This is a genomic window from Streptomyces sp. RKAG337, assembly GCF_023701715.1.
Taxonomy (GTDB): domain Bacteria; phylum Actinomycetota; class Actinomycetes; order Streptomycetales; family Streptomycetaceae; genus Actinacidiphila.
The window spans coordinates 89,490-101,622 of sequence record NZ_JAJOZA010000001.1 but is presented as its reverse complement, the minus strand read 5'-3'; the positions used below and the strand labels follow the sequence as shown (position 1 = coordinate 101,622).

Annotated in this window: 12 protein-coding genes; 8 read left to right on the top strand and 4 right to left on the bottom strand. The window is 70.8% G+C overall.

Translation table 11 applies throughout. The annotated features are described in order from the left end of the window. Positions 1 to 177 precede the first annotated feature (177 nt). Positions 178 to 2,052 (top strand): glycoside hydrolase family 3 protein, encoded by a 1,875-nt coding sequence (locus LNW73_RS00510; protein WP_308407622.1) that lies wholly within the window; start codon positions 178 to 180, stop codon positions 2,050 to 2,052. Positions 2,053 to 2,204: 152 nt separating this feature from the next. On the opposite strand, the gene LNW73_RS00505 is transcribed toward LNW73_RS00510, so the two are convergent. Continuing rightward, positions 2,205 to 2,423, bottom strand: coding sequence for a DUF2277 domain-containing protein (locus LNW73_RS00505; protein ID WP_250979290.1), 219 nt, complete (start codon positions 2,421 to 2,423; stop codon positions 2,205 to 2,207). Positions 2,424 to 2,563: 140 nt separating this feature from the next. On the opposite strand from LNW73_RS00505, the gene LNW73_RS00500 reads away from it, so the two are divergent. Then, positions 2,564 to 3,205, top strand: a complete 642-nt coding sequence (locus tag LNW73_RS00500; protein ID WP_250988396.1) for a hypothetical protein — start codon at positions 2,564 to 2,566, stop codon at positions 3,203 to 3,205. A 44-nt stretch (positions 3,206 to 3,249) separates the two neighbouring features. Next, positions 3,250 to 3,465, top strand: coding sequence for a ribbon-helix-helix protein, CopG family (locus tag LNW73_RS00495; RefSeq protein ID WP_138355234.1), 216 nt, complete (start codon positions 3,250 to 3,252; stop codon positions 3,463 to 3,465). A 12-nt stretch (positions 3,466 to 3,477) separates the two neighbouring features. On the opposite strand, the gene LNW73_RS00490 is transcribed toward LNW73_RS00495, so the two are convergent. Beyond that, a complete protein-coding gene (locus LNW73_RS00490; RefSeq protein WP_250988395.1) occupies positions 3,478 to 4,701 on the bottom strand; it encodes an RNA-guided endonuclease InsQ/TnpB family protein in 1,224 nt (407 codons plus the stop codon). Positions 4,702 to 4,730: 29 nt separating this feature from the next. Between LNW73_RS00490 and LNW73_RS00485 the strand changes: the two genes are divergently transcribed. Together LNW73_RS00485 and LNW73_RS00480 are read left to right on the top strand one after the other, a co-directional pair. Further along, a complete protein-coding gene (locus LNW73_RS00485) occupies positions 4,731 to 4,910 on the top strand; it encodes an Arc family DNA-binding protein (RefSeq protein ID WP_250979292.1) in 180 nt (59 codons plus the stop codon). Between the two features lie 63 nt (positions 4,911 to 4,973). Beyond that, on the top strand, positions 4,974 to 5,345 hold the full coding sequence (locus LNW73_RS00480) for a hypothetical protein (RefSeq protein WP_138355235.1): 372 nt from the start codon (positions 4,974 to 4,976) through the stop codon (positions 5,343 to 5,345). On the opposite strand, the gene LNW73_RS00475 is transcribed toward LNW73_RS00480, so the two are convergent. Further along, positions 5,338 to 6,885 carry an alpha/beta hydrolase gene (locus tag LNW73_RS00475; RefSeq protein ID WP_250988394.1) on the bottom strand — a complete coding sequence of 516 codons (1,548 nt, stop codon included), beginning with the start codon at positions 6,883 to 6,885 and terminating at the stop codon, positions 5,338 to 5,340. The two genes, LNW73_RS00480 and LNW73_RS00475, sit on opposite strands and share 8 nt — an antisense overlap. A gap of 245 nt (positions 6,886 to 7,130) precedes the next feature. Here LNW73_RS00475 and LNW73_RS00470 point away from each other — a divergent pair, with 245 nt between their 5' ends. Continuing rightward, positions 7,131 to 8,336 (top strand): thiolase family protein, encoded by a 1,206-nt coding sequence (locus LNW73_RS00470; RefSeq protein WP_250992760.1) that lies wholly within the window; start codon positions 7,131 to 7,133, stop codon positions 8,334 to 8,336. Then, positions 8,336 to 9,511, top strand: coding sequence for a 4-hydroxybenzoate 3-monooxygenase (locus LNW73_RS00465; RefSeq protein ID WP_250988393.1), 1,176 nt, complete (start codon positions 8,336 to 8,338; stop codon positions 9,509 to 9,511). The genes LNW73_RS00470 and LNW73_RS00465 overlap by 1 nt, the downstream gene beginning before the upstream one ends. Positions 9,512 to 9,690: 179 nt before the next feature. On the opposite strand, the gene LNW73_RS00460 is transcribed toward LNW73_RS00465, so the two are convergent. Next, complete coding sequence (locus LNW73_RS00460) at positions 9,691 to 10,485, bottom strand: VOC family protein (protein WP_250988392.1); 795 nt, start codon at positions 10,483 to 10,485, stop codon at positions 9,691 to 9,693. A gap of 352 nt (positions 10,486 to 10,837) precedes the next feature. On the opposite strand from LNW73_RS00460, the gene LNW73_RS00455 reads away from it, so the two are divergent. Beyond that, positions 10,838 to 12,133: a glycoside hydrolase family 88/105 protein gene (locus LNW73_RS00455; protein ID WP_374118021.1), complete on the top strand. Its 1,296-nt coding sequence runs from the start codon at positions 10,838 to 10,840 to the stop codon at positions 12,131 to 12,133.

The following is a 12,133-nucleotide window of genomic DNA, read 5'->3' as shown; positions in this document are numbered from 1 at the left end:
GGCACTCCGGAGGGGAAGTGCCGGTGCCGGTGCCCTCGGACCGCACCACCGTCATGCGCGGGCCGGAAGGCGGCGCGCCCACTGCCGACCCGACGGGCCTTCCGCACGGCGGGCGGCGCTCGTGCTCGGCGTGCGAAGCGACAGAGCCGACCGAGCTGACAGAACGGAACGAACCCTGTGTCCCAGCACCCGACGACCCGCCCGCCGACCCGAGCACCCCTGCTCCAGGCACCCGACGGCACACCCTTCCGGGACCTGAACGGCAACGGCGTCATGGAACCGTACGAGGACCCCCGGCTGCCGGCCGGCGAACGGGCGGCCGACCTCGTCGGACGCATGACGCTGGAGGAGAAGGCGGGGCTGCTCTTCCAGACGATGGTCGGGATCAACCCCGACGGCACCCTCGTCGAGCCCGAGAGCGGCGCCGCCGACGACGACCCGATGCGCGCCTCCACCTCCCGCATGGTGACCGGCAAGCTGATGAACCACTTCAACCTGTTCGGCGCCGCCGCCCCGCGCCGGATGGCCGAGTGGAACAACCGCCTGCAGGCACTCGCCGCGACCACCCGGCTCGGCATTCCGGTGACGATCTCCACCGACCCGCGCAACGGGTTCATGGACAACCCGGCCGCCAGCGTGCACACCGAAGGCTTCTCGCTGTGGCCGGAGCCGCCGGGCCTCGCCGCGATCGGTGACGAGGAACTGGTGCGGCGGCACGCGGACATCGTCCGCCGTGAGTACCTCGCCGTCGGCATCCGGCTCGCCCTGCACCCCATGGCCGACCTGGCGACCGAACCGCGCTGGGCGCGCGTCGTCGGCACCTTCGGATCCGACGCGGGACTGGCCGCCCGTATGGTCGCCGCCTACATCCGCGGGCTGCAGGGCGACACCCTCGGCACCACCAGCGTCGCGGCGATGACCAAGCACTTCCCCGGCGCCGGACCACAGCTCAACGGAGAGGACGCGCACTTCGCGTACGGCCGTGAGCAGGTCTACCCCGGCGACAACTTCAAGCACCACCTGATCCCCTTCGAGGCCGCGTTCGAGGCGGGGACCTCACAGATCATGCCGTACTACGCGATGCCCGTCGGCACCGAGTACGAGGAGATCGGCTTCGGCTTCAACAAGGGCGTCATCACCGGGCTGTTGCGCGGCACCTACGGGTTCGACGGCATCGTCTGCACCGACTGGGGACTGGTCACCGACTCCGAGATCTTCGGCGCGCCCTTCCCCGCCCGGGCCTGGGGCGCCGAGCACCTGGACCGGCTGACCCGCGTCGAGCGCATCCTGGACGCCGGCGCCGACCAGCTCGGCGGCGAGGCCTGCCCGGAACTCGTGATCGAGCTGGTGCGCGGCGGCAGGATCAGCGAGGAGCGCATCGACGAGTCGGTGGTCCGGCTGCTGCGCGAGAAGTTCGTCCTGGGCCTGTTCGACGATCCGTTCGTGGACCCGGACGAGGCCGCCCGGATCTGCGGCAGCCAGGAGTTCAGCGACGCGGGCACCGCGGCGCAGAGCCGCTCGGTCACCGTACTGACCGACCGCCCGGCCGCGTCCGCCGCACCGCTGCTGCCGCTCACCACCGGGCTGCGGCTCTACACCGAGGGCGTCGCCCCCGAGGTCGCGGCGCGCTACGGCACCGTGGTCGCCACACCGCAGGAGGCGGATGTCGCGGTGCTGCGCATGGCCACCCCGTTCGACCGGCGCACCGAAGGCTTCGAATCCTTCTTCCGCGCCGGGCGGCTGGACTTCACCGAGGACGAACTCCGTCCGATCCTCGACGTCGCCGCGGCGGTGCCCACGGTCGTCGACATCTTCCTCGACCGGCCGGCGGTGATCCCCGGCATCGCGGAGCAGGCGGCGGCCCTGGTGGGCAACTTCGGGGCCTCCGACGCCGCTGTGCTGGACGTGCTCTTCGGCAGGGCCGCGCCCGAGGGGCGGCTGCCCTTCGAACTGCCCCGGTCCATGGCCCAGGTCGAAGCGGGCCACGAGGACATGCCCAACGACTCCGGCGACCCGCTCTTCCCCTTCGGGCACGGTCTCACCATCGGCTGACGCCCCGCCCACCGGAGTTCCGGCCTCCGCCGTCCGCCGCCCGTCCGCCCGTACCGCGGGCGGGCGGCGGATCACCCTCCACCGGTGGGTCCGACACCAGGAGGCATCGCGGTCAGGTGCTGTCCGCGATGCCGGCCGCGGCGGCGGTCGGGTTACGGCGTCGGGGCGCCGCGCACGGTCAGCTCGGCGAGGAGCTGCCGGGTGGCCTCGGCCACCGCGTCCACCGCTTGGTCGAAGACCTCGCGGTTGTGGGCGGCCGGGGCGCGGAATCCGGAGATCTTGCGGACGTACTGCAACGCCGCCGCCCTGATGTCGTCGTCATCGACGTCGGGGGTCATCGGGGGTCGGAGAGTCTTGATGCTTCGGCACATGACTCCAGTGTGCTCCGCCCCTCGGACAGTCGGCCGGGACAGGCGTCCGGCCGGCCGGTCGGTACTGTCATCGCACGGGACAGCGGGCCGCAGCACCGGCGCGCGTCCCGCCGCACGACCGACTCCGGACGGGGGTGGACATGACCAAGCAGCCGACCGTGGCCCAGCGCCGCCTGATCACCGCCGCCGACCCGAACACCGGGCTGCTCCGCGGCTCGAAGGCGCTGCTCGACGCGCTCTGCGGCCAGGGGCTCGCCGTGAAGCACACGCGCGCGCCCCATCGCTGCTATCTGACCCCGGCCGGACTCGCACTGCGCACCGAATTGCTCGCGCCCCCGCCGGAGCACCCCGCCGACCCGCCGCCCGAGGTGGAGACCTTCGCGGCGCGCACCGGCGACGAGCCGGCGACGGCCGACGATCCGCGCCGGGCCCGGGAGGTCGCCGTCGCCTGGGAAGGCCTCCTGGAGCTGCGGCGCGTCACCAACCGAGGGATCACCGACCAGCCCTGCCCGTGGGAACGCGCCCACCTCGTCTCCGGCGCCGCCCTGGCACTGGAGGCGGCCGGCTGCTCCCCGGCGGTGGCGGGCGAGGCCGGTTATCGGGTCGGCCCCGCGCAGCAGCCCGAGGCCGTGCGCGTGGAGTGGACCGGCGGCGACGCCGAGTCCGCCGCGCTCGGAACGGCCACCTGCGCGACCGCCCTGGAGCAGGCCGGCTGGCAGGTCACCGAGCATCCGGACGGCGCGGCCGGCCGCTTCCTGCTGGCCTCGCCGCGTCGCGCGTGACGATCCCCTCGCGGTGTACAGCACTATCGCTGTACGCTGGTGCAATGTCGAAGCATGTGACGATCCGCCTTGACGAGGAATTCCTCGAGCGACTCAAGGTCCGCGCCGCTGAGCAGGGCACCACGGTCACCGCTCTGATCACCGAGGCCGCCAGGCGCGAGCTGGACGAGAACCGTGACCGGTTCCTGGCCGCGGCGGCGGACTTCAACAACGAGGAGAACTGGGCGTACGTCCAGGAGAGGTTCGGCCCCAAGTCTTGACTCCTCCCTCTCCTAATGGAGGGGGATTGCTGGCTCACGTTGCCTGTGGACCGGCGGTCCGTCAGGTCTTGCACGATCAGCACCAGCCGGGTTGAGGCCAGCCCGGAGCAGCATCACGCGGGCGGAGTTCTTATCCCTGGGGGATACGGTTCCGCAGGCGGTGCAGGTGTAGGTACGTTCCGAAAGAGGTAGTGCGTGCTTGGTTCTCGCTCCGCACTGCGCGCAGTCCATGCTGGTGTGAGCGGGGTGCACCAGGTGGACGATGCGGCCGTGTTTGCGGGCCATGTTGATCAGCTCGCGCTTCGTCGAGGAGATAGCCGCGTCGGCCGCTTTGCGGGCCATGGTTGATTTGGCGAGGAACTTCGGTTTGAAGTCCTCCACGGCGATCTGGTCGTGGTCGCGGGTCACTGACTTGGCCCACTTGCGGGCAGTATCCTGGCGCTGACGAGTGACCTTCTTGTGCAGCTTTGCGGTTTGCCGGGCAGCCCTCCGGTAGCCCTTCGATGCCGCCTTGCCCTTCGACGGTTTACGGCGGGCCATCTTTCGTTGATAGCGCGCGAGAGTCTTGGCGGCCCTCTTCCCATGCCCGGCATAGGGGAGGTCGTGCAGGTCGCTGGTCGTGGTCGCGGTCTCCTTCACTCCCCAGTCGATGCCGAGCATGTTGCCTGTGGCGGGAAGCCGCTGCACTTGGACAGGGACGACGAATGAGGCGTACCAGTGATCGAGCCTGTCCCGGTAGATCCGCACGCTCGTAGGATCTGCGGGCAGATCCCGCGACCAGACCACGGTCAGGGTGATGCCGCCCGCAAGACACAGCTTCCCGCTCTTGAGGCGGAAACCGCGCCGCGTGTAGTTCAGGCTCGGATCCGCCGTGTTCTTCTTTTTGTACTTCGGCATCCCGGCCCGCCGGCGCATCGGTAGCCGCGCCTTGATGTCCTTCAAGGCCTTGGCGCGGGACTTCCCGAAGTCGCGGATGAGTTGCTGCTGCGGAACGCTGCTGCCCTCACGAAGCCATTCCAAGCCCTTGCGCGCTTCGGTCAGCATGGTGTCAAGCCGGGCCGGACCGCACTTCTCGCCCTCCCGGTGGGCCTTCCGGGAGCGGGCGCAGCATTCGTTCCAGACCCATCGGCAGCGCTCCCATTCCCCTGACAAGGCGGCAAGCGCGGTGGACGACACGCGTAGGCGGTAGGTGTACCGGGCGTACCCGGCACCCGCCTCCTCCGGTGGTGTCGCCATGACACCAAACTACTACTACGATCGGGTGCGTGGATGACGAAGTGCGTATCACGCTCAGGCTCCCCGCAGCCCTCCACGCATGGCTGGCCGCGGAGGCAAAGAAGGCCCGACGGTCCCTCAACTCCGAAATCCTTCATCGCCTGGAGGTTCAGCGTGGCAACCCCAGGCAGATGATGAATCGCCCTGACGGCGATGTACCCGTCTCCTGACCTGCTCCGCAGGAGTCCGATCCCTCCCCGGTCTCAATGCCGGGGCATCCTCGGAGGAATTCGGTGAAGATCGACCTGACTTGGGCCTGGAACGTCCTGGCCCATCACCTGCCGTCCGACCCCACGGTCTGGGACCCTTCGGGCATCGAGGCCGCCATAGCGCGTCATGCCTCCGACCTCGTCATGGCGCCCGACAGCCCCGGCCACGACACGGCCTGGCGGGCCGCCGCGCTGCTGCACACCCTGACGGTGTGCCCGCCGCTCGAATCGCCGATGAATGAGTTCTACGCGATGGCCATGACCCGTTCGTACTGCGCCGCGGCGGGCTGGAAGACGCTGCCGGACACCGTCGCCCTCGGCGATCTGGTGGACCGGGTCAAGACCCACAGGACCGGGATCCAGCAGGTCGCCGAGGTGCTGCGGCCGCTCAGCTGAGTGCGTACGAGTTCGTCAGTGCCGGGAGCGGGTTCGCCGGGCAGCTGGTGTCGTGGGCCGGCGCGGCGCCGGTGAGCAGATAGCCGGTGACGATGGCGTCGACGCACGCGTTGCCGTTCAGGTACTGGCCGTGGTCACCGCCGCCGGTGACCGTCACCAGGCGTGAGCCCCGCAGCTGCCGGTGTGCCGCGACCGCGCCCTCGTAGGACGTCGCGGGGTCGTGCACGGAGTTGACCATCAGGATCGTCGGCAGTCCCGCGCCGGTGACCTTCACCTCGGGCGCCGGGGGCGACGGCCAGGCCGCGCAGGTGGCGGCGAAGGCGAGTTCCCTGGCACCGGCGAGCGGGTGGTCCGCGGCGTCCTTCGCACTGCGCTTGACCCAGGCGGCCATGTCCCGGGACCACGGGGTGTCGTTGCAGGTCACCGAGAAGAACTCCGCGACGAACCCCGGACTGAGGTAGGAGCCGAAGCGGTCCGCGACGCGCTGCCGGTCCGCCGGGGTCGCGGTGTCCCAGCGGTCCAGGGTGGTGAGCGCGGTGGCCAGCCCCTCGAACTCGTCGGCCGCGTTGTACATCCCCTGGATCGTGGCGTTGTCGAACTGGTTGGGGCCCAGGACCAGACTGCCGATGGTCAGCGGGTGGTCGTGGAGGGCGAGCCGGCGCGTCTCCCAATGGGCCTTCGCCGCGGCGGCGGTGGCGCCGTACTGGTAGACGGAGTCGTGGAGCGCGAGCCAGGGCAGGAAGTCCTGCTCGAAGCGGCGCTGGAAGCTCATCGGCTGGCCTGTCATGAACGCCTCCCAGCTGCCGGTGAACGCGATGTTGCTGTCCAGCACGACCCGCTCGACGCGCCGGGGGAACTCCGTCGCGTAGTAGGCGCCGATCATCGTCGCGTACGAGGGCCCGTAGTACGTGATCTTCCGGACGCCGAGCAGCGAACGGAACAGGTCCATGTCGCGGACCGTCTGGTCGGTGGTGATGTAGCGCGCCAGGTCGCCGCTGCGCCGCCGGCAGTCCGCGGCCAACCGGCGTGAGCGGGCGACGACCTGGCCAACGGCGGCGGGGGAGCGGTCGCGGAAGTCCCCGGCGAAGAACGCCTGGAACTCCTCGTCCGTCTGGCACCGCACCTGAGTGCTGCGGCCGAGGCCGCGCTGGTCGAAGCCCACGACGTCGTAGACGGCGGCCACCGACGGCAGCTTCTCCGCGAAGCCTTCCGGCCGCCCCAGGCCTGACGCGCCGGGGCCTCCGGCGGCCATCATCAGCACCCCGCGCCGCCGTGCCGGGTCCCCGGCACGGTGCCGGGACACCTCCACAGTGAGGTCCTGGCCGGCGCCCGGGTGGTGCCAGTCGCGCGGGACGGTCATGGCCGCACACTCCAGCGCCGAGCCGGGATCGCAGGGCTCCCAGCCGAGCCGCTGGTCCGCGTAGCGGGCGGGCACCGTGGGCCGCTGCCCCGCGGGCTGTACCGCCGCCGCGGGCAGCGCCGCGGCCGCCATGGCCGCCACCACCGCGCCGGACACCGCGGAGATCCTCCACCGTGACATGCCGAACCTGAACATCGTTCCTCCTGGAGGGTGTTGCTGTCGCACCCCCAATGTTCCGGCGTACGGGGACGAAGATCGATCCCGCTGGTGCCACTCCGGCGGTGGCGCCAGTGCCACCCCGTCCGCGGATCCGGTCGCCGGGCGCCGGTCGTGGTGATCACCCGGCTCGGTATCCTGCACCCGACGCCGGCGAAGAACTCTCCGCGCCGCGCCCCGAAGGCCGCAGGAAGGGACCGGTGACCCATATGGCGAGCGTGCCGAACGTGCCGAACACCCGTGACGTCTACATCGTCGACGCCGTCCGCACCCCCGTCGGGAAGTACGGTGGCGCGCTGTCCGGCGTCCGCCCCGACGACCTGGCCGCACACGTCCTCAGGTCGCTGGTGGACCGCACGCCGGAACTGGACCCGGCCAGGATCGGCGATGTCTTCTTCGGGAACGCCAACGGCGCGGGCGAGGAGAACCGCGATGTCGCGCGGATGGCCGTGCTGCTCGCGGGCCTGCCGGTCTCGGTGCCGGGCGTGACCGTCAACCGGCTGTGCGCGTCCGGGCTGGAGGCGGTGGTCCAGGCGTACCGGGCGGTCGCCCTCGGGGACGTGTCGATCGCCGTCGCCGGTGGCGTCGAGTCGATGAGCCGCGCTCCCTGGGTGCTGCCCAAGCCCGACCGTGCCTTCCCGGCCGGCCATCAGGAGATGTACTCCACGACCATCGGCTGGCGCATGGTCAACCGGCGCCATGAACCCGCGTGGACGATTCCGCTCGGCGAGGGCGCGGAACTGATCGCCGACAAGCACGTCATCACCCGCGAGCAGCAGGACGCCTTCGCCGTCGCGAGTCATGAGAAGGCGGCGCGCGCCTGGAAGGACGGGCTGTACGACGCCGAGGTCGTCCCCGTCGACGGCACGACCCTCGTACGGGACGAGACGATCCGCGACAACACCTCGGTGGAATCGCTGGCCAAGCTCAAGACGGTCTTCCGCGAGGGCGGCACCGTCACCGCGGGCAACGCCTCCCCGCTCAACGACGGCGCCGCCGCCCTGCTGATCACCGACGAGGAGGGGCTGGCGGCCACCGGCCGCGAGCCGTTGGCCCGCATCCGGGCGAGCGCCGTGTCCGGCATCGAACCGCAGTACTTCGGGCTCGGCCCGGTGGAGGCCGTCAACCGCGCGCTGGCGCGGGCCGGCCGTGGCTTCGGCGACCTGCGCACCTTCGAGCTCAACGAGGCGTTCGCCGCCCAGGCCCTCGGCTGCTTCGCGGAGTGGCCCGGCCTCGATCCGGCGGTCGTCAACCCGCGCGGCGGCGCCATCGCCATCGGCCACCCGCTCGGCGCGTCCGGCGCGCGTATCGCCGGTGCCGTCGCCCACCAGCTGAAGGCCGCGGGCAGCGGTACCGGGCTCGCGGCCCTGTGCATCGGGGTGGGGCAGGGGCTCGCCCTGGTCCTGGAGCGCTGATGCGCACCACGGTCGGGATCATCGGCGGCGGTCCCGCCGGACTGCTGCTGGCGCGGCTGCTCCAGCTGGCAGGCGTCGACAGCGTCGTCCTGGAGGCCCGCGACCGTGCCTACGTCGAGCAGCGGCAGCGCGCGGGAATCCTGGAGCAGGCCACCGTGGACGCGCTGCGCGCGTGTGGGGCGGGGGAGCGGATGGACCGGCAGGGGCTGGTCCACGACGGTGTCGAGCTGCGGTTCGACCGCCGGGCGCACCGTATCGACTTTCCGTCCCTCACCGGCGGGCGCCGGGTGATGGTCTACGCCCAGACCGAGGTGGTCAAGGACCTCATAGCCCTGCAACTGGACGGTGGCGGGCCGCTGTTGTTCGAGGCGCGGGCCACCGCTGTCGAGGGCGCGGACACCGGAACGCCCGTCATCCGTTTCACGCACCAGGGCCGTGAGCGGACCCTGGAGTGCGACTACGTGGTGGGCTGCGACGGTTTCCACGGTGTCGCCCGCGACGCGATCCCCGAAGGCGTACGGCAGACGTTCGAGCGGGTGTACCCGTACTCGTGGCTCGGGATCCTGGCCGACGTGGCGCCGTCGTGCGACGAGCTGATCTACGCCCACTCACCGCGCGGGTTCGCGCTGCACAGCATGCGCTCGCCCCTGGTGAGCCGGCTGTATCTGCAGGTGCCCAACGGCGAGGACCCCGCCGACTGGCCGGACGTGCGGATCTGGGACGAGCTCGACGCCCGCTTCGCGATCGACGGCGACTGGAAGCTGGATCGGGGGCCGATCACCGCCAAGTCCGTGCTGCCGATGCGCAGTTCGGTCACCGAGCCGATGCGCTACGGGCGGGTGCTGCTGGCCGGGGACGCCGCGCACATCGTGCCCCCGGCCGGTGCGAAGGGCCTGAACCTGGCCGCCGCCGATGTGATCGTCCTGGCGCGGGCGCTGGCGGCGCTGCGGGACACCGGATCGTCGGAGCTGCTCGACGCTTACTCCCGGACGTGTCTGCGCCGGGTGTGGCGCGCGGAGCACTTCTCGTACTTCTTGACGACGACACTGCACAACGAGCCCGGACAATCGCCGTTCACCACCCGGCTGCAGACCGCCCAGCTCGACCGGATCGCCGGGTCCACGGCCGCCGCCACCGATTTCGCCGAGAACTACACGGGCCTGCCGATCGGCTGACGGGACAGAGACGGCTGACGGGACCGGCACGGCTTATGCGAACGGCACGGCTGATGCGAACGGTACCCGGGCACGTGACCGCATGGCCCGCGACGCGAACGCTCACCGGAACCCCCTCCCCCCGTGGGAGCGGGTGCCGGTGAGCGTTCGCGTCGCAGGACGGCCGTCGGTGGGTGCGGTCAGCCGGCGTCCGGCGCCTCGCCGGTGAGCAGGGCGAACTGGGCGCCCGCCGGGTCCAGGAGCATGGCCAGCCGGCCGACCCCGGGCGCGTCGTCCGGCGGCATGATGGCGGTGGCCCCGTGCGCGACGGCCGTGGCGAAGGTCGCGTCGCAGTCGGCGGTCCCGAAGTACGGGTGCCAGTTCGGGGTGCTGCCGGGCCCGCTGCCGCCCGGGGGCAGCTCCATGAGGCCGCCGTGCTCCGCCTCGGCGTCGGTGCCCGCCGGGCGGATGAGGGTGTAGGTCATGCCGGGCATCGGGGCGTCGTTGTAGTCCCAGCCGAGGACCTGGTGGTAGAAGGCCTTCGCGGCGGCCGCGTCGGTGGTGTGCAGTTCGACCCAGCACAGCGCGTTGTCGGCGGTCACCAGGTCCAGGCCCTTGTTGTCACCGGGCTGCCAGACGTTGAACGCGGCGCCGGCCGGGTCGGTGAAGACGGCCATCCGGCCCATCGTGAAGACGTCCATCGCCGGGAACGGCACGGTGCCGCCCGCCTGCTCCACGGTCTTGGCGGTGGCGTCCGCGTCGGGCGACATGAAGTACGGCGTCCAGCGCGGTTCCACGCCCTCGGCCATGATCGGTCCGACGCCGGCGACGGTCTTCCCGTCGAGTACGAACATGCCGTAACCGCCGGCGTCGGGGCCGGCGGACCGGAAGTCCCAGCCGAAGACCGCGTTGTAGAACGCGGCGGACGCCGGAATGTCGCGGCTGGCGAGGTCGAGCCAGTTCGGCGCGCCCGGGACGTAGTCGGTGGAGAGCATGGGGGGTTCCTTCCAGCTGTTCGCGGTGCCTGCCCGGCGCGGAGTTCGGGCGCGGCCGTCTGTGAGGTAGACGACCCGCTGCCGCAGAACTCATCGTCCCCGCGCGTCGCATTTCTGGCGACTTATGGTTCTTGGTAATACATCCGACATCTGATGTCTGGCATGTCCGAATCATCGAGGCGCTGGTTCGTCTCAGGGGTCACTCCAAGAGTCAAAGATCCAGCCAGTTGTTGGTTCGACGATAATTGTTAGGGTTATTGACAGATATTTCAGCGCTGCTAGATTCCGCTTAAAGGTCCAACCTTTGCTACCCGATCGGCCCCCAAGGCAGGGGATTCAGGGTGAGGGGATCATGAACGGATTACGTGCTCTGACGGCCGCGCTCGCGGCCTGCGCCGCGCTCGTCGCGCTGAACGGTCCACCGGCGGCCGCTGTACCCAAGCCGGCTTCGGCCCCGGCTCCGGCCCTGGCCCCGGCTCCGGCCCTGGCCCCGGCCCTGGCCCCGGCTTCGGCCCCGGCCACGGCTCCGATGTCCGCCCCCGGCGTCTCCGCCGCCGGTACCGACTGGTCGGTCGCGATGACCGACTCGACGATGGCGCGCTTCACTCCCGGCCAGATCGGCGGCTGGTCGTACCCCGTAGGCCTCTACCTCTACGGCCAGTACCTCGTCTACCAGCGCACCCACAACCCGAAGGACCTGGCGTACATCAAGAGCTGGGTGGACCGGTTCGTCGACAGCAAGGGCACCATCGGCCAGAGCTTCAACAACCTGGACAGCATGCTCGCCGGCCGGCTGCTGGTGATCCTGCACCACGAGACCGGCCAGACGAAGTACCAGACGGCCGCCACCAAGATCCGTAACCGGCTCGCCACGTACCCCAGGACCTCCGACGGCGGCTTCTGGCACTCCACCTCGGACAGCCGCGCCCACCAGCTCTGGGCCGACGGCACGTTCATGGTCAACCCGTTCCTCGTCGAGTACGGGCGGGAGTTCAACGACGCCACGTACGCCGACGACGAGACGACGAAGCAGCTGGTGGTCTACGGAACCCACCTCCAGCAGCCGAACGGCCTGCTCAAGCACGCCTACGACGAGTCGAAGACCGCGAGCTGGGCGAACCCGTCCACCGGACTGGCCCCGGAGTACTGGTGCCGGGCGGTCGGCTGGTACGGCATGGCGGCCGTCGACGTGCTCGACACCATCCCGGCGAACCAGCCGCGGCGGGACCGGCTGCTGACCATCCTGCGCAACCTGGCGGCCGGTATCGAGCACTACCAGGACCCGGCCACCGGGCGCTGGTTCCAGGTCGCCGACAAGGGCGCCCACTCGGACGACTGGACCGAGACGTCCTGCTCGAGCATGTTCACCTTCACCCTGTCCCGCGCGGCGGAGCAGGGCTACATCGACCAGCACTACGCGGCGGTGGCGCAGCGCGGCTACCAGGGTGTGCTGGCCAAGGTCGCGCTCGGCCCCGACGGCCGGACCGACCTCTCCGACGTCTCCATCGGGACCAATGTCGGCGACTACTCCTACTACATCGGGCGCACCCGGGCCACGAACGACTTCCACGGCCTCGGCGCCTTCCTGATCATGAACGAGCAGCTCCGGAGGACCACCGGCAGCGGCTCGCCGAAGGCCGGGGAGTGA